Annotated in this window: 11 protein-coding genes; 5 read left to right on the top strand and 6 right to left on the bottom strand. The window is 64.3% G+C overall.

Annotated features, from left to right (window positions below; translation table 11 throughout):
* The first annotated feature begins 81 nt into the window (after positions 1 to 81).
* Genes PLAV_RS09630 through PLAV_RS09625 form a run of 3 tightly spaced genes read left to right on the top strand, consistent with a single transcriptional unit; the run spans position 82 to position 2,259 of the window.
* Complete coding sequence (locus tag PLAV_RS09630) at positions 82 to 1,071, top strand: KpsF/GutQ family sugar-phosphate isomerase (protein ID WP_012110812.1); 990 nt, start codon at positions 82 to 84, stop codon at positions 1,069 to 1,071.
* A gap of 44 nt (positions 1,072 to 1,115) precedes the next feature.
* The gene (locus PLAV_RS19655) at positions 1,116 to 1,259 is read left to right on the top strand and encodes a hypothetical protein (RefSeq protein ID WP_168713185.1); all 144 of its coding nucleotides are present in this window, start codon (positions 1,116 to 1,118) and stop codon (positions 1,257 to 1,259) included.
* A 31-nt stretch (positions 1,260 to 1,290) separates the two neighbouring features.
* On the top strand, positions 1,291 to 2,259 hold the full coding sequence (locus tag PLAV_RS09625; RefSeq protein WP_012110811.1) for a YihY/virulence factor BrkB family protein: 969 nt from the start codon (positions 1,291 to 1,293) through the stop codon (positions 2,257 to 2,259).
* 284 nt (positions 2,260 to 2,543) lie between these two features.
* Here PLAV_RS09625 and PLAV_RS09620 read toward each other — a convergent pair whose 3' ends face one another.
* On the bottom strand, positions 2,544 to 5,630 hold the full coding sequence (locus PLAV_RS09620; RefSeq protein WP_012110810.1) for a hypothetical protein: 3,087 nt from the start codon (positions 5,628 to 5,630) through the stop codon (positions 2,544 to 2,546).
* An 18-nt stretch (positions 5,631 to 5,648) separates the two neighbouring features.
* Entirely contained in the window at positions 5,649 to 6,959 is a 1,311-nt protein-coding gene (locus tag PLAV_RS09615; RefSeq protein ID WP_041535930.1) for a porin family protein, read from the bottom strand.
* Between the two features lie 321 nt (positions 6,960 to 7,280).
* Here PLAV_RS09615 and PLAV_RS09610 point away from each other — a divergent pair, with 321 nt between their 5' ends.
* The gene (locus PLAV_RS09610) at positions 7,281 to 7,859 is read left to right on the top strand and encodes a D-sedoheptulose 7-phosphate isomerase (protein WP_012110808.1); all 579 of its coding nucleotides are present in this window, start codon (positions 7,281 to 7,283) and stop codon (positions 7,857 to 7,859) included.
* Here PLAV_RS09610 and PLAV_RS18910 read toward each other — a convergent pair.
* A complete protein-coding gene (locus PLAV_RS18910) occupies positions 7,850 to 8,632 on the bottom strand; it encodes a CPBP family intramembrane glutamic endopeptidase (RefSeq protein WP_012110807.1) in 783 nt (260 codons plus the stop codon). The two genes, PLAV_RS09610 and PLAV_RS18910, sit on opposite strands and share 10 nt — an antisense overlap.
* An 8-nt stretch (positions 8,633 to 8,640) precedes the next feature.
* Positions 8,641 to 10,107, bottom strand: a complete 1,467-nt coding sequence (gene rfaE1, locus PLAV_RS09600; protein ID WP_012110806.1) for a D-glycero-beta-D-manno-heptose-7-phosphate kinase — start codon at positions 10,105 to 10,107, stop codon at positions 8,641 to 8,643.
* A 100-nt stretch (positions 10,108 to 10,207) separates the two neighbouring features.
* On the opposite strand from rfaE1, the gene PLAV_RS09595 reads away from it, so the two are divergent.
* The gene (locus PLAV_RS09595) at positions 10,208 to 10,843 is read left to right on the top strand and encodes a D-glycero-alpha-D-manno-heptose-1,7-bisphosphate 7-phosphatase (RefSeq protein ID WP_012110805.1); all 636 of its coding nucleotides are present in this window, start codon (positions 10,208 to 10,210) and stop codon (positions 10,841 to 10,843) included.
* Here PLAV_RS09595 and atzF read toward each other — a convergent pair.
* On the bottom strand, positions 10,840 to 12,630 hold the full coding sequence (gene atzF, locus PLAV_RS09590) for an allophanate hydrolase (protein WP_012110804.1): 1,791 nt from the start codon (positions 12,628 to 12,630) through the stop codon (positions 10,840 to 10,842). The two genes, PLAV_RS09595 and atzF, sit on opposite strands and share 4 nt — an antisense overlap.
* Positions 12,627 to 16,244 carry an urea carboxylase gene (gene uca, locus PLAV_RS09585; protein ID WP_012110803.1) on the bottom strand — a complete coding sequence of 1,206 codons (3,618 nt, stop codon included), beginning with the start codon at positions 16,242 to 16,244 and terminating at the stop codon, positions 12,627 to 12,629. Before uca ends, atzF begins: the two co-directional genes overlap by 4 nt.
* Positions 16,245 to 16,253: the final 9 nt, after the last annotated feature.

Raw genomic sequence — 16,253 nt, 5'->3', positions numbered from 1 at the left:
CCTGCCAAGCGCCCCCGAGCTGTTATATAAAGGACCGGCGCCGCACCGCCACCGGGCTGCGGCGGCCTCAAGGAGAAGAGCTTGCCCCGTCCCACCGACCAGAAAATCCCGGATACCCGCGCCGCCCATCTCGCCTCTGCCCAGCGCACGCTGATGCTCGAAATCGAAGGGCTGAAGCAGCTCGCCGCCTCGCTTGACGGGCCCTTCACGGAGGCGGTCGAACAACTCGGCGAGGCCACCGGCCGCGTCATCGTGACGGGCATGGGCAAATCCGGCCATATCGCCCGCAAGATCGCCGCGACCCTCGCCTCCACCGGCACACCGGCCCATTACGTCCATCCCGGAGAGGCAAGCCATGGCGACCTCGGCATGATCACCTCGGGCGACGTCATCCTGGCGCTGTCCTGGTCCGGCGAGACGGCGGAACTCTCCAGCATCATTTCGCACGCAAAACGGTTCGCCATCCCGCTCGTCGCCATGACGGCGGAGGCAAAAAGCGCGCTCGGCACCGCCGCCGATATCGGCCTCTTCCTGCCGCGTGCCGAAGAGGCCTGCCCAAACAAGCTCGCACCGACCACCTCCACCACCATGCAGCTCGCGCTGGGCGACGCGCTGGCGATGGCGCTGCTCGAACGGAAAGGTTTTTCCGCCCGCGACTTCAGCGTTTTCCATCCGGGCGGCAAGCTCGGCGCCATGCTCCGCCATGTCTCCGAGGTCATGCATACCGGCGACGCCCTGCCGCTGGCAGCGCCCGCCACCCCGATGTCCGAAGTCCTCCTCGTCATGTCGCAGAAGAGCCTCGGCTGCGCCGGCATCGTGGACGGCGCGGGCAAGCTTGTCGGCGTCATCACCGATGGCGACATCCGCCGCAATTCGGGCGAGGGCCTGCTCGGGCGGAACGCGAGCGACATCATGAACCGGTCGCCGAAAACGGTCGCCCCCGGCCTCCTCGCCTCCGAAGCGGTAAAAATCCTCAACGAGAAAAAGATCACCAGCCTCTTCGTCGTCGAGGACGGACGGCCGGTCGGCCTGGTCCATATCCATGATTTCCTGAAAGCGGGCGTCATCTAGACGGCGACGGAACGTCCGGGCCCTGCCGGCGTTTTTCAGGAAGTATGGAACGCGCCCCTGAACGAAATCGGTCCGGCACCGGGATAACGATCTTTGCCGCCGCCGGCTTGCTGCTGGCCATCGCCCTCCATCTCTGGCTGAGCCTCGGCGCATTGACGGCGCCTCAGCCGGAATCGGCCATGGCGTAATGCCCGGCACAACCACAAGGCCACGGCAAAGATGACGGAAGAAGAACGGCAAAGACAAAGCGGCCGCGGCCGTAGCGCAGAGCAACCCTCCGACATCCCGGCGAAGGGCTGGCGCGATGTCGCTCTTCGTGTCTGGGCGAAAATCAACGAGGACAGCGTGATGCTGGTGGCGGCGGGCGTCAGCTTCTACATTCTGCTCGCACTCTTCCCCGCCCTCGCCGCTTTCGTTTCGATCTATGGCTTCGTCGCCGACCCCAAAACCATCGCCGACCACATCGCCTTTCTCGGCGGCTTCCTGCCCACTGACGGGCTAGAGCTCATCCGTGCGCAACTCGACGGGTTGCTCCGGCAAAAGCCGAACTCGCTCGGACTGGGCTTCCTGCTCGGGCTCGGCGTTGCACTCTGGAGCGCGAACAACAGCGTGAAGGCGCTCTTCGAGGCGATGAATGTCGCCTATGAGGAGGAGGAGAAGCGCTCCTTCGTGAAGCGGCATCTCGTCTCGTTTTCGTTCACGCTGGGCGCGATCGCCATCGGCGTTCTCTTTCTGCTGACGGTTGGTATCGTTCCGGCGGCACTCGCCGTTCTGCGCATCGAGAGCTGGGCCGAAACGCTGATCCGCCTCGGCCGCTGGCCGGTGATGCTGATTGCGGTCGGCATCGCCATCTCGCTGATCTATCGCTACGGACCGAGCCGCGAGCACGCGAAACTTCGCTGGCTAAGCTGGGGCGCGGCGCTGGCAACATTGGTCTGGATCGCGGCCTCTGTCGGCTTCTCCTACTATCTTGAAAACTTCGCCAACTACAACGCTACCTATGGCGCGCTCGGCGCCGTCATCGGCCTGATGATGTGGACCTGGATTTCGGTGATGATCATCCTGATCGGCGCCGAGATAAACGCCGAGATGGAACACCAGACAGCGCGGGATTCGACGACCGGCGATCCGAAACCGATGGGAGAGCGCGGCGCGACCGTCGCCGATACGCTGGGCGAAGTGCCGTAAGCGGCATCAGGGAACCTATTGGCGGCTCTTTCGTTAAGAAAGACAGTTGGAAATCCACACGGAACGGGAGGAATCAAATGCCAATCATCCTGTGGCTTCTTGGCGTACCTGTCAGCCTTATCATCGTGCTCTGGCTGATCGGCATATTCTGATCGCCCCCTGAACGGAACAAGGGCTGGATGTCGCCATCCAGCCCTTTTATTTGTCCGCTTGCTGAGTATTGGTGACATGAAAAAGCGGGACATCTTCGTCCCGCTTTTCCACGGCGTCGTAAAGCGCTTCGCTTATGGCAGCACGATCGGACCGCGCTCGAAGCCCGCGACGCCCTGAACCGCTTTCGCCGTCGGATTGCCGTTGGCCGAGATCGTATAGGCAAGCGCGGCATGGCTGGCGCCGCTGCCGGCCAGCGCGCCCGCAACCTTCGCCTGACATGTCGCGTCGGGACAGGCAACGCCGCCCGTCGCAACATCGATCGTACTGGAGAAGCCGGAGAAGTTGCTCAGGCTCACCTGGCTCGATCCCGGCGTCGCCGTGCCGCCTGTCGTCGCGATATTGTAGGTGTGGCCGCCGATCGAGACGTCGAGATCGAGGCCGATCTTCGTATTTGCCGCATTGAAGCCGAAGGCAACGGCCATCTCGCCCGCAAAGCTGCCGGGAGCAAGCGAACCGTCCGCAACCGTCGGATTGGTGGCGCCGGCCAGCGTGTAGGTGGCGACGCCTTCCGACGGCAAATTCGTTGCCGGCGACCAGGCGAGCACGTGCATGCCCTGATCTTCGCCGAGCACCGTGGTGCGTGGATTTCCGAAGCTTTCTCCGCCGATCAGGCCATCGGACCAGCGCTGCCACGAGACGACGCTCTGCACACCGCCCACTTCAGACACGGTGGCATCGCCGGGCGCATAGGAATTGTTGAAGCCGTGAATCTCCTTCACTTCGTTCGCGATGATGGTGATGTCGGTCGCACCGGCGCTGATATCGCCGAAGCTGCCGGCGAGCACCCCGCTTTGCGGACTGCGGATCGCATAGGTCATGCCCATCAGATAACCGTCCAGCGTATCGCCCACATCGTCGCGGGCGAAGATCGCTGCACCGTAGATGGAGTTGGCCGCCGTGTTGCCGACCGCATAGCGGATGCCGGCCTCGCGCGCCTGCGGTCCGGCAAGCAGCCCTTGAATGCTGACATTGCAGTTTACGGCTGAGCCGGAGCAAGCAGCGCCGTTCGGCGCCTGCACCTGATAGCTGCCGGAAATCTGGCTGCCGAAGACGTCGATCTCGCTGGTGCCTGGCGTCGCTGTGCCGCCCGTGGTCGAGATATTGTAGACGATGATATCGTCGCCTTCGTCCATCGTGACCGTGGCATTGAGGCCCATCTTGGCATTGGCATTGGAAGCCCCGAACTGGATCGCCGCCGTGCCGTCGAATACGCCCGGCGCAAAATTGCCGCCCGCAAAGATCGGCGCGGTTGCGCCGGCAAGATCATAGGTCGCGGTGATACTTTCGGGCCGCAGCGTGCTGCCGAGCATATTGCCGACAAGATAGACAATGCCCTGATAGCCATTGGGCGAAAAGGTCTGGTCGCCACTCATATAGACGTCAATGTCGCCGCCATTCCAGCGGCCAATCTGCAAATACTCCGTACCATAGAGATCCGCCGTGACGGCCGTGCCCCGATCGAAACTCGCAAGCGATGTCTCGGTCGCCTGGATGAAGGTCACCGCCCCATCGTCGCCCCAGGCAACGATGTCGTTCTGCATGCCGAGGCTCTTCCCGCTCGAGAAATTGATCTGCGGAATGTAATAGACGCCGCCATGCCATTTGGTCGTCCCCGGGGAGGCGACGAGAAGCGCATCGACCGCGCCGCTCTCCATCGGCAGCGGCGTGTCCGGCCCGCCACCCGCATCGTAGCTCGCCTGCGAGAAGGCGGCCGCACCGGAAATCCGCTTGGCCCGGCCGAGACTGTCGGGAGCGATGGAGAAATCCATGATCTGGTAGCTGACACCGATATCGGAGGCATCCGTTCCACCGAAGAGCCCATAGACAACCGCGTTGCAATTCGCCGTCGGACAGGCCGCACCGCCCTGCGACATCGCAATGTTGCTCAGGCGGAAGACGCGCGCCGCATTGTCCCAGTAGATGCCGCCCGTCGTCGGGCTGCCGACGCCGCCCGGCGTGCGGATGTTGTAGAGGTGGTCACCAGGCATATCGATATCGAAGTCGATACCGATGCCGAGCGTCGCCCCGAACAGGACCGACATCTCCCCCGAGAAACTGCCTGGCGCAAAGCTCCCGTCATCGATGGTGGGATTGGTCGCCGCCGCCAGCGCATAGGTGGCGACGCCGGCTGCAGGCATGTCCACTGTCGGTTTGCCGTAGGCGATGTGAAAGCCTTGATGGCTGGTACGGCCCATATCCGAATAGAACGTGCCATTGTTGCTGTTGTAGTAATTGCCGCGCGTCTCGCCGCCCGCCCAACGTTCGATGAAGACCGCATTGCCCGAATTGCCGCGCTCAAGGGATTCGTTCGAATTCCGCTCCAGCCGCTCATCAAAATCGGGTTCGACATCATATTGATTGAGCTCGCCATTGGCGCCGATCGTCACCTTCGCCGGGTCACGCGCGTCGATGCCGATGGCATCCGCCGCATAGACCACCGAATAGCCCGCCTCCTCGTCGCCTTCGAGCGGCACGACGACACCGGTTACAGGCGGCGTACCGCCATAGCTGCCACCGCCGCCGCTTCCCCCGCCCGCGGCTTCCTCGACGATCTGCGACCCGCCCGAGCCCTGCTGATCGGCCGGCGAGTAGTTCGTGTCGTCGTCGGGTCCCGTCTGCTGCGCGAGTTGCGTGCTGCCCGGCACGGGCGGCGTGAAGGTGCCCGCAAGGCTCGTCTCGCTCGCCTCGTAACCCTCGCCGCGTGCGAACTCGCGCGTGCCCGATCCGTTCTGAACCGTTGCCGTGCCCTGATTGACGCGGCCATCGAGCCCGCCCTCATCATTGCCATAGGCGCTGAAGACGCCACCCTCCGTGGTGACGGTGACGCCGCCGCGCGAGACCGAAATCGGCGTGCCACTGGAAGCAACGCGCATGGCGCCCGAGACGAGCTCGAAGGAGAGGCTGTCGCCCTCGCCCGTCATGGTGAAGACCGAGCCGGGCTCGACCGTGATGATGCTGCCATCCGGCGCGACAAGCTGGAGAAGCGTCGTTGCCGTCACGGTCTGGCCCGGTTCGATATTGGCGACGTCCATGGTCACGCCATCGACGCTCGCCTCGCCGAAAAGGACGGGCAAGGCGGATGCGGCGGCGGGAAGGAGCGCCAGCGCGGCGGCAAGCGCCGTCGTCGAGAGAAGCCGGTTGAGCGTAGTCGTTTTCATGATCAAGGCTCCCTGGGATCAGAAGTCGAGGCTGAGGGAAACGGAAGCAACGACGCGGTCATACTCGTAGAGCACGATGTTGCTGTCGGAGCGCGTATAGGCGAGTTCCGTACCGAGGGTGAGGTCGTTGCTGAGCTGATAGCGCAAGCCCGCCGAGAGGTCGCTGCGCACCGTAGACCGCTCTTCGAGGAAGAGGGGATCGGGCTCCTCATATTCCGAGACTTCGACGGCGGCGACCGCATAGCCACGCAAGCGCGGCATCAGAGTGAGCTCGCCGCCAGCCCGCAGACCGGCAAAGACATAGGAGAGATGATCGAAGGTGCCGTCGGTGAGCTTTTCGTAGCCCGCATAGCCGCCGCCATAGATGTAAGGCTCGCTTTCGCCGCCGAGCAACTGGCCGATGGTCGCGCCCGCCGTGTAGCGGTTCGCGTTCTGGGCGCTGTTGTTCGGATAATTGAGCTTCGCGTATTGCAGATAGACGGCGTAATCCGTCATGCCCGCCGTGCGATAGGTCCACTGGCCGAGCGCGCCATAGGTGTAGCGGTAAGCCTCGTCATCGACCCAGTAGGACTGGAGCTGTGCCGTGATGGCGAAAGTGCCGTAATCGGGCGTGCGCTGCGCGAAGCCGACATTGAGGCCGGCAAGGCCCTGATTGAACTGGTCGAAGTCGGAGTTCGCCCTGTAGGACGCATTCAGATCGACCAGAAGCTGCTTGTCGATGGCGAGGCCATGAGTAAGCGAGGTGCGGCCCGAGATCTCGCCGAAGAAATCCTCCTCCGATGTCGCGCCCGCGCCGAGCGTCGCGAAGCCGAGGCCGGCAAAGGCCGGGATCAGGATTCGGCTGTCGCTGGTCGAATTGTTGACGTTGGTGTCATAGCCCGCACGCAGCGTGACGCGATTGTCGATGGTCGTGCCGCCGCCCGACAGCCCCGTATCGAGGGCCGCGACATAGCGGTCGATGGTGGCGCGGACACTGTCCGGGACGTCCCGTTGCGCTTCCACGGTGGCGAGTTCGCGCCGCGCCGCTTCCGGCTCGTTCATCGCGATATAGGCGCGGCCAAGCTCCGCCCGCGCCTGCAGATGATTGGGCTCGACGGCGAGCACGCGCTCGAAAGCCGCGACGGCTTCCGCCGGACGGCCTGAATCGATGGCCGCGATACCGAGCATGTAGTCGTAATCGGGCTTGCCCGCCCGGGCCCGTTCTTCCGGTTTCAATATCTGATAGGCGCCGCCCGGATCGCCCTGGGCGAGGCGCTGCGAGGCATCCTCAAGCGTGCCCGCTGTCGCCACCCCAGCCGCGCAAAGCGCCAGCGCCGCCGCGAATGCCACCGGCCGTACGCGGCTCCGGCCCAATTTACTGAATGCGGACCTGCCCGCCCCCCATCGCCCGTTCATCGTTTCACCCCGTTTTTACATCTAACACCCGCTTCACCGGAAAGGCGCCGGCCGGCTTTCGCCGCCCTGCGTCGCATTGGTGAATCGGAAGGCGCTCGGCGCCTCGGGGCACATTAGGAAAACGCGGCAGGCGACCGCATGACGCAATTGGACTAAAAGAGGGAGAAAGGGCGCGGATATGTCGCGCCGCGTCGCTCGTCAGGGGCAACCGTCCCTATATAATGAGTGCCGTCACAAACGCGGGAGACGCTGGCCTTGGGCGCACACGATATTTTCCACGCCGCTTTCGACGAACACATGAAAGTGGCGCATGAGACGGCGAAAAAGCTCGAACAGGACTTCGCCGGCCTCGTGGCGGCCTGCTCCGAAGCGGTGGCGGGCGGCGGCAAGCTGCTCTTTTTCGGAAATGGCGGCAGCGCGGCGGATGCACAGCATATTGCCGCAGAACTTTCCGTGCGCTTCATCAAGGACCGCCCGGCCATCGCCGCCATCGCGCTCACGACCGACACCTCGGTGCTGACGGCGGCGGCAAACGACATGGGCTATGAGCGCGTCTTCGAACGGCAGATCGAGGCGCTGGGACGGCGCGGCGATCTCGCCATCGGCTTCTCGACCTCGGGCAAGAGCCGCAACGTGGTTCTGGCGCTTGAGGCGGCGCGGAAGCAGGGCCTCGTCACCGCCGCCTTTGCCGGCGCCGAGGCGAACCTCATGGAAGGTCTCGCCGATCACATTCTCTGCGTGCCGTCGAAAACCACCGCCCGCATCCAGGAAATGCACATCACGCTCGGCCACATGCTGTGCGGCGCGCTGGAGGAACAGCTCGGCTACGTCTGAACGCCCGTCAGCATGGCCGCCATGCCGGGCGCCAGAAGCGTGAAATTATAGGCCGCATGCATGGCAATGGCGGGGCGGAGCGAGCCGCTCCACCGTACCGACCATGCCAGCACCATACCGAGAATGAAAATCACGCCTGTCAGCACCCACCCGCCAAGGCCGGGAAGGTTGAACAGATGCCCGTGCATCAGCGTGAAAAAGACGGCGGTGATCGCCGCAGCCACGGCAAAGGAAAACCTGCCCTCGAGCACGCGGAGCACGATGCCGCGAAAGTAGAGCTCCTCCACCAGCGGCGCCAGCAGGGCGGCAATGACGAGCAGCATCAGGGCTTCCCCCACCGTCTCCGGCATCAGAAGTTCGCTCCCCTCGACAAGCTGGCGCTGCGTGTCCTCCGGCAGAAGCGACAGCAAAAGCACGGCGAGGATCGCAAGCATGGCGCCGATAGCGACAGCCGCCAGCAAGGAGCGCGCGCGAGTGGCGGCAAAATGCGTTGGAAGGAGGCGGTATCCGCGCAACGCCAGAACCACCCAGACCGAAAAGACGATTGCCAGATAGAGCACCGCCTGTGCGCCATAAACGACATAGGTCGAGCGGAACGCGCGCGTTGCCGTCTCCCGGAGTTCCGCCAGCGGAATTTCCTGCATGAAAACATAGAGAAGGGCCGCACCTCCTGCAGCCACAGCCGCCATCGCCATGGCGAGCAGCGGCACCGCCACAATATCCCACCAGGAGTGAGGAGGACGCGACGCCGGTTCTTCTTCCAGGCCCGGCATATGTTTTCCTAGCCCTTGAGACGCGCGAGCGTGCCCGTGGTGCTGAAGCCCGGCACGATGTCGACGATCTCGACGCGTCCGCCATGCGCCTGCACGAAATCGGCGCCGACGATCTTGTCTATCGTGTAGTCGCCGCCCTTGACCAGAATATCGGGCCTGAGCGCCTTGATGAGCGCCTCCGGCGTATCCTCTTCGAAAATCACCACGAGATCGACAGAGGCGAGGGCCGCAAGCACGGTTGCCCGCGCGATATCCGGCTGGACGGGACGCTCCGGCCCCTTGAGGCGGCTGACGGATGCATCGCTGTTGAGGCCGACGACGAGCCTGTCGCACAGCGCGCGCGACCGCTCCAGCAGCGTTACATGTCCAGGATGCAGAAGATCGAAGCAGCCATTGGTGAAGCCGACCGTGAGCCCGCGCGCACGCCAGCCCGCCACGATGTCCTCGGCGCTTTTGAGACCGGCGACCTTGGCTTCGAGCATGGAGAGTTCGCGTTCGCGCAATTTCGCCAGAAGCTCGTCCTGGTGCACCACGGCGGTGCCAACCTTGCCGACGACGATGCCCGCCGCAGAATTGGCGAGACCCGCCGCCTCCGCCAGCGTGAGGCCGGTGCCGAGCGCGGCGGCGAGCGTGGAGACGACCGTATCTCCCGCACCCGACACGTCGAACACTTCCCGTGCTTCCGCCTTGAGATGCGTAACCGCGCCATCCGCAGTGATGACGCTCATGCCCGCCTGTGCCCGCGTTACGACAACGGCGCCGATGTCATGCGCTTTCATGAGCGCGCGCGCGGCGGCAACGATTTCCTCATCCGTATCGACGGCGGCGCCCGTCGCCTCGCCGAGTTCCTTGCGGTTCGGCGTTACGACGCTTGCGCCCGCATAGAGTGAATAATCGCGGCCCTTGGGATCGACGATCACGGGAATGCCGGCCGCCCTGGCGGCGGCAATCGCGCCGCGCGCGAAGGCAGGCGTCAGCACTCCCTTGCCGTAATCGGACAACACAAGCACCTGCCGGTCTTTCAGTGCGGAGGTGAGCGCGGCGAGAAGCCTTTCCGCCGATGCCGCATCGAGCGGTTGCGTCGTCTCGCGGTCGGCACGCAGGATCTGCTGGCTCATCGCGACGAAGCGGGTTTTCTGGGTCGTGGTCCGGCCCGGAACGACGGTGAGCGCCGCCTCGATGCCGCCCTCGCGCTCGAGTGCCGCCTTCAGGTCGGCGCCCGCTTCATCGTCGCCAACCGCCGAGAGAAAGGTGACCTCGGCCCCGAGCGCGGCGAGATTGCGCGCCACATTGCCCGCACCGCCCGGCATCGCCCGCTCCTCATCCACCCGCAGCACGGGGATCGGCGCCTCCGGCGAGATCCGCTCTACATGGCCATAGACGAAACGGTCGAGCATGACATCGCCGGCAAGCGCCACCCGCGCATGGCCGAGCCCCTCGACAAGCGATTGAATATCCGGGCTTTTTACGGTCATAAGGCGGTCTCTGGTAAACTGGCGGGCGCAATCATGGCGAAGCGGCGCTCAAGATAGCGTAAAAACGGCTGAATTGTTCGGCTCCCATCAAGGCTCCTTCATGCTCACCCAGGACGGCATCTGGCTTTCGACCGGCGACGAACCCTCCGGCAAGGGCGCCCCGGCGCTCTTTCTCGACCGGGACGGGGTGCTGGTCAAGGAGGTCAACTATCTGAAAAACAAGGAAGATGTGGCGCTGGAGGCAGGCGCGGCCGAGATCATCAACTGGGCGAAGGGGTGGCCCCGGGAATATGCCGCCATCTGCGTCACCAACCAGTCCGGCATCGCGCGGGGGCTTGTTTCATGGCCGGAATTCGAGGCTGTGGAAGCCGAGATCACACGGCAACTGGCCGGCAAGGGCGCTGCGCTCGACCTCACCATCGCCTGCCCCTTTCATCCCGACTTCACCCCCGGCTATGGCTCCGCCGAGGACGCATGGCGCAAGCCCGGCTGCCGGATGCTCGAATATGCCGCCGAGCGGCTCGGCCTCGATCTCGCCGCAAGCTGGCTCATCGGCGACAAGGCGGCCGACATCGAGGCCGCGAAACGCGCGGGCCTCAAGGGCGCCCTCCTCGTGCTCACCGGCTATGGCGCCAGGGAACGCGAGGCGGCGCTCGCGCTCGCCGGCGGCACTTTCAAGGTCGCCGTCCTGCCCGATCTCATCGAAGCGCGCGGCTTTCTCGACAGCGCGTTCTAGCTCGCCTTCTCCAGCTTCCGCGCCATATAGGCGCGCCAGCCGCCCAGCGCCGTGATCTCCTCCGCGCCGTCGAGCCCGCTTTCCTCGCAGAGAAAACCCTTCACCTTGCGTCCGCTCGCAAGATCGAGCGTGCCGATGCACAAGGGCTGCGGCACGCCGGCTATGAAGCCGCCAAACGCCGCGCGCGGCAGCCTCCAGACTTCAAGCTCGATCGAAGCGCCGCCGGAGGCAACTCGTACGAGGCCCGGCCGGAAGGGCGGGCCGCCCGCCAGCGCATAGAAGCGGTAGCCCGGCATCGTGCGCGTCCGCTCGACGAACATGCCCCCCCGCGATGTCAGCTCATGATTGAGCGGCAGGCCGGACATATGCGCGCCGACAACGGCAAGTTCGATAAAGCCTTCATCCTCGACAAGACGCCCCGGCGCACCGGGCGCAAGCCCCTGAGCTGCCGCAAAAGCGGAAGCAAGACCGATAAGCTTTGCCTCGGAGAAGGCGGGAGCCGCCAACGTGATGCCGAAAGGCAATCCCTTCGCGCCGATGCCGGCTGGCACCGCGATGCCCGCCATGTCGAGCAGGTTCATGAAATTCGTGTAGGTGCCGAGCCGGCTGTTGAGCTTCACCGGCTCCGCCATCACCTCATCCACCCGATAGATCGTCGGCGCGGTCGGCACGACGAGAAAATCGATATCGGCGAACAGCGTCGTCATGCGCCGCTTCAGCGCCTCGAGCTTGTACATCGCCTCGAATGTCTCGACCGCGCTGCGCGCACCTCCGCCCAGCACGATGCCGCGCACGGTCGGATCGGCGGCCGCCTCGTGCTTCTGGATAAAGCCGCCCACAGCTGCCGTACGTTCCGCAACCCACGGTCCGTCATAAAGCAGGGCGGCAGCCTCGGAAAACATCGAAAAATCGATCCAGCGCGCTCGCCCGCCCAGCTCTTCCAACCGTTCGGATGCCTCACCGAAAAGACGCGCCGCCTCGTCATCGCCGAAGAATTGCAGGTCCGATGCGCGCGGCACCGCGAAGGTGAAACCCGCGTTGGGCAGAGGCGGTGTTCCCGGCATTCGAGCGCGCGCATAGACATCCGCAGGATCGAACACTGCCGCTGCCTCGAACACGGTTTGCGCATCCTCCGCCGTCAGCGCGAAGATGGATACGCAATCGAGCGAACGGCAAGCGGGAACGACGCCGCGCGTGGAGAGCAAGCCCCGCGTCGGCTTCAACCCGACAATATTGTTGAAGGCCGCCGGTACGCGGCCCGAACCCGCCGTGTCCGTGCCAAGCGCAAAGCCGACAAGCCCCGCGGCCACGGCAACGGCAGAACCGGACGACGATCCGCCGGAAATGTAATCGCCGTTGAAGACCGAGCGCGGCGCGCCGTGCGGAGAGCGCGTGCCGACCAGGCCGGTGGCGAACTGGTCGAGATTTGTCTTGCCCATCGGTATCGCGCCCGCCTCGACCAGCCGCTGAACGACCGCCGCGCTTTCCTTCGGCGAATAGGAAAATTCGGGACAGGCCGCCGTTGTCGGCAGCCCCGTGAGATCGATATTGTCCTTGATCGCAATCGGCACGCCAAACAAGGGCATCCGCGCCCGCTGCTCACGCGGTAATGCGTCGAGTTCGCGGGCCCGCGCCAGCACATCCTCATGCGGCACACGTGAAATCCAGATCGCGGGGTCGGCGCAGGCATCCGCGCGCGCGAGCGCCTCCGCCGCGACATCTTCCGCCCGGACGCCTGCGGCGAAGCCCGCCCGAAGCGAGGCGACCGAAAAAGAAAAGCCCTTCATGACGCGGCCTCCAGCCTGGGTTGCACTTCATCGAGCGGCACCAGCGTTACCAGCGCCTGCCCTGCCTGCACCATCTTGCCAGGCGCGCAATGCACCTCATGCACGCGGGCGGGCATCGGCGCGCGCACCTCAATCTCCATTTTCATCGACTCGAGAATGACGAGCGTCTGATCGGCCGCCACCTCGTCGCCGGGCGAAACCCCTATCGACCAGACATTTCCGGGCACACCCGCTTCCACAAGTTGCCCTCCTTCCGGCAGATCGGAAATTTCCTCGATAGCGGCCACTTCGGGCTCCATCGAGGCCATGGCGATGCCTTGCGCCTCCCAGCGGTGCCGCTCCTCCTCGAAAGCCTGCCGTTGCATCGACCGAAAATCGTCAATCGCCGCGGCATTCTCGTCGAGATAGGAGAGATAATCGCTGAGACGAAAGCTTCCTTCCTCCACACGCACTTGATACTTGCCATGCGGGAAAGCCTCACGCGCCTCAAGCAACTCTTCCGCCGATACCGGAAAGAAGCGCAACCTATCGAAGAAGCGCAGCAGCCAGGGCTTCTGGAAATTCTCCGTCTGCCGCCAGCTGTTCCACATCTGCACCGTGCGGCCGACAAGTTGGTAGCCGCCCGGCCCTTCCATGCCGTAGACGCAGAGATAGGCGCCGCCGATGCCGACGGCATTTTCCGGCGTCCATGTGCGCGCGGGATTGTACTTTGTGGTAACGAGCCTGTGCCTTGGATCGAGCGGGGTCGCCACGGGCGCGCCGAGATAAACGTCGCCGAGCCCAAACACCATGTAGTCCGCGTCGAAGACGATGCGCCTTACATCATCGATATGCGCAAGCCCGTTGATGCGGCGGATGAACTCGATATTGCTCGGCACCCATGGCGCATCCGGCCGGACCAGCGTTCCGTATTTTCGCACGGCCTCCTGCGCCGCCTCATCATCCCAAGACAATGGCAGATGCACGATGCGGCTCGGCACTTCGATATCCGCGCTTGCCGGCAGCGCACGCTCCATTTCTTCCAGAATGGCGAGCAGCTTTCGTGCCGGCAGTACATCCGGATCGAAATGAATCTGCAGCGAGCGGATGCCCGGCGTCATCTCGAGAATGCCGGCAAGCGCCCGCGCCTCCAGCGCCGTCATCATCGCATGGGCGCGGAAGCGCAATGCAAAGTCGAGCACGATGGGCCCGTATTCGATCAGCAGATAATCGTCGCCCGCCCGGCGATAGGTCACCGCCGTTTCGAGGTCGGTGAGCCGCGCGAGGACGGCATCCTCCTGCGGCGTTGAAAGGCGTGCGGGCGCGGCGGGCCGCGCGAGCGTCGCAATCCATATTTCTTCCGCCCGGCGCATCTCCGCTGCTTCCTCGTCCGACACGCGGCGGAAGCGAACCTTGTCGCCGGGCCTCAACTGCCCAAGTTTCCAGAGCTCCGCCTTGGCGAGCGTCGCCGGACAGACAAAGCCGCCAAGGCTCGGTCCGTCCGGCCCGAGAATGATCGGCATGTCGCCGGTGAAATCGATCGTACCCACGGCATAGGCATTGTCGTGAATGTTCGATGGATGAAGACCTGCCTCGCCGCCATCCTTTCGCGCCCAGCCGGGCTTCGGCCCGATAAGGCGCACACCCGTTCGGGCGGAGTTGTAATGCACCTCGTATTCCGTTCCGAACAATGTCTCGATGTCGTCATCGAGAAAAAAGTCCGGCGCACCATGCGGCCCATAGAGAGCCGCGATTTCCCATTCGCGAGCGAGCGCGGGCCGCGCGGAAACAGGGAGCCCCGCGGCAACAGGCAAAACCGCGCCCTGGCGATTGATGCGCAGCACATCGCCCGTCTTCAGCGCACCCGGCGCATGCCCGCCGAAGCGCCCCAGCGTGAAGGCCGAGCGCGAACCGAGATAGACAGGTGCGTCAAAACCGTTGCGCACGGCGAGATAGGCGCGCTGCCCCGCGCCTTCGACCGCGCCGAGCGCGAGCGTCTGCCCGCGCGCTACATCTACCGGCTGCCAGAACGGGACTGCCGCGCCATCAAGCGTCGCTTTCATTTCCGCGCCGCAAAGGGCAATCGTTGCATCGCTGCGGAACCGCAATGTGGGTCCGTTCAGCGTCATTTCGAGGGTTGCCGCCTCATCGGGGTTCCCGACAAGACGATTGGCCAGCCTGTGCGACAGCGGGTCCATTGGTCCCGACGGCGGAACCCCGACATTCCAGAGCCCTACGCGGCCGGGATAATCCTGCAGGCTCGACTGTGCGCCCGGCGCGAGAACATCGATACCGGCGCTCTCATAATCATAGCTGCCAAGCGTCGAGGTCAGCATCCGCCCTTCGAGAAATGCGGCGGACCTCGCCAGGGAGCGCAGGTAATCGAGATTGGTCTCGATGCCGTAGACACTGGTCGCATCGAGCGCGGAGGCGAGCTTCGCCGATGCTTCTTCTCTCGTCTCGCCCTTGACGATGATCTTGGCTAGCATCGGATCGTAGAAGGGCGTCACCTCCGTTCCCGTCGCAATCCATCCGTCGATGCGCGCATCGGCCGGGAACGAAACTTCGGTGAGCAGGCCGGAACTCGGCTGGAAGTTGCGCCCGGCGTCTTCCGCATAGAGCCGCACCTCGATAGCATGTCTCTTCGGCTCGCGCGCACAGGCCGAAAGATCGCCCAGCTCGCCCGCCGCCTGCCGCACCATCATCTCGACCAGGTCGAGCCCCGTCACCTCCTCGGTCACGGGATGCTCCACTTGAAGCCGCGTGTTCACTTCCAGGAAGTAGAACTTCCTTTCCGTCTCGTCATAGATGAATTCAACCGTGCCTGCCGAGGCATAGGAAACGCTCTCTCCAAGCCGCACCGCCGCTTCATGCAGCGCCGCGCGCATGCCGGCTTCAAGGTTCGGTGCCGGCGTCTCCTCGATGACCTTCTGGTTGCGCCTTTGCGCCGAACAGTCGCGTTCGCCAAGCGCAATGACGTTGCCATCGCCATCGCCGAAAATCTGCACCTCGATATGCCGCGCGGCAGCCACGTATTTTTCGAGAAAGAGCCCGCTATCCTTGAAGTTCGCCAAGGCAAGCCGCCGCACCGTGTCATAAAGGCGTGGCATGTCGGCGGCTGAGCGGCAAAGCTGCAGCCCGATCCCGCCGCCTCCCGCCGTGCTCTTCAGCATCACCGGATAGCCGATCTCCTCCGCCTGCGTCAGCGCATCGTCGAGATCGACGATCAGCCCTGAACCCGGCAGCAGCGGCACGCCGCTTTTCTCCGCCAGTTCGCGCGCCGTATGCTTCAACGCAAAGGCACACATATGCTCCGGCCTCGGGCCGATGAACGCAACGCCGTCCCGCGACAGCGCGCTCGCAAATTCCGGGTTCTCGCTCAGGAAACCATAGCCGGGATGCACAGCCTCCGCCCCCGACTCCCGTACGGCGTCGAGAATGGCATCCACGTTCAAATAGCTTTCGGCAACGGAAGCCGGGCCGACGCAGAACGCATCGTCGGCAAGCTGCACATGCGGCGCAAAGCGGTCCGCCTCCGAATAGATGGCGACAGGCGACACACCCATGCGCCGCAGCGTCTTGATGACGCGAACCGCGATCTCGCCGCGATTGGCAATAAGGACTCTCGTGAACATCTGGCCTCC

Source organism: Parvibaculum lavamentivorans DS-1 (assembly GCF_000017565.1).
GTDB lineage: Bacteria > Pseudomonadota > Alphaproteobacteria > Parvibaculales > Parvibaculaceae > Parvibaculum > Parvibaculum lavamentivorans.
Note: the sequence above shows the minus strand (reverse complement) of the source record. Positions and strands in the feature narration are given on the sequence as shown.

What these genes read in the sequence shown, in the direction of transcription:
- PLAV_RS09625 (WP_012110811.1), top strand. Translation starts at nt 1,291, where the DNA reads ATGACGGAAGAAGAACGGCAAAGACAAAGCGGCCGCGGCCGTAGCGCA.
- PLAV_RS09595 (WP_012110805.1), top strand. Translation starts at nt 10,208, where the DNA reads ATGCTCACCCAGGACGGCATCTGGCTTTCGACCGGCGACGAACCCTCC.
- atzF (WP_012110804.1), bottom strand. Translation starts at nt 12,630, where the DNA reads ATGAAGGGCTTTTCTTTTTCGGTCGCCTCGCTTCGGGCGGGCTTCGCC.
- rfaE1 (WP_012110806.1), bottom strand. Translation starts at nt 10,107, where the DNA reads ATGACCGTAAAAAGCCCGGATATTCAATCGCTTGTCGAGGGGCTCGGC.
- uca (WP_012110803.1), bottom strand. Translation starts at nt 16,244, where the DNA reads ATGTTCACGAGAGTCCTTATTGCCAATCGCGGCGAGATCGCGGTTCGC.
- PLAV_RS18910 (WP_012110807.1), bottom strand. Translation starts at nt 8,632, where the DNA reads ATGCCGGGCCTGGAAGAAGAACCGGCGTCGCGTCCTCCTCACTCCTGG.
- PLAV_RS09620 (WP_012110810.1), bottom strand. Translation starts at nt 5,630, where the DNA reads ATGAAAACGACTACGCTCAACCGGCTTCTCTCGACGACGGCGCTTGCC.
- PLAV_RS19655 (WP_168713185.1), top strand. Translation starts at nt 1,116, where the DNA reads ATGGAACGCGCCCCTGAACGAAATCGGTCCGGCACCGGGATAACGATC.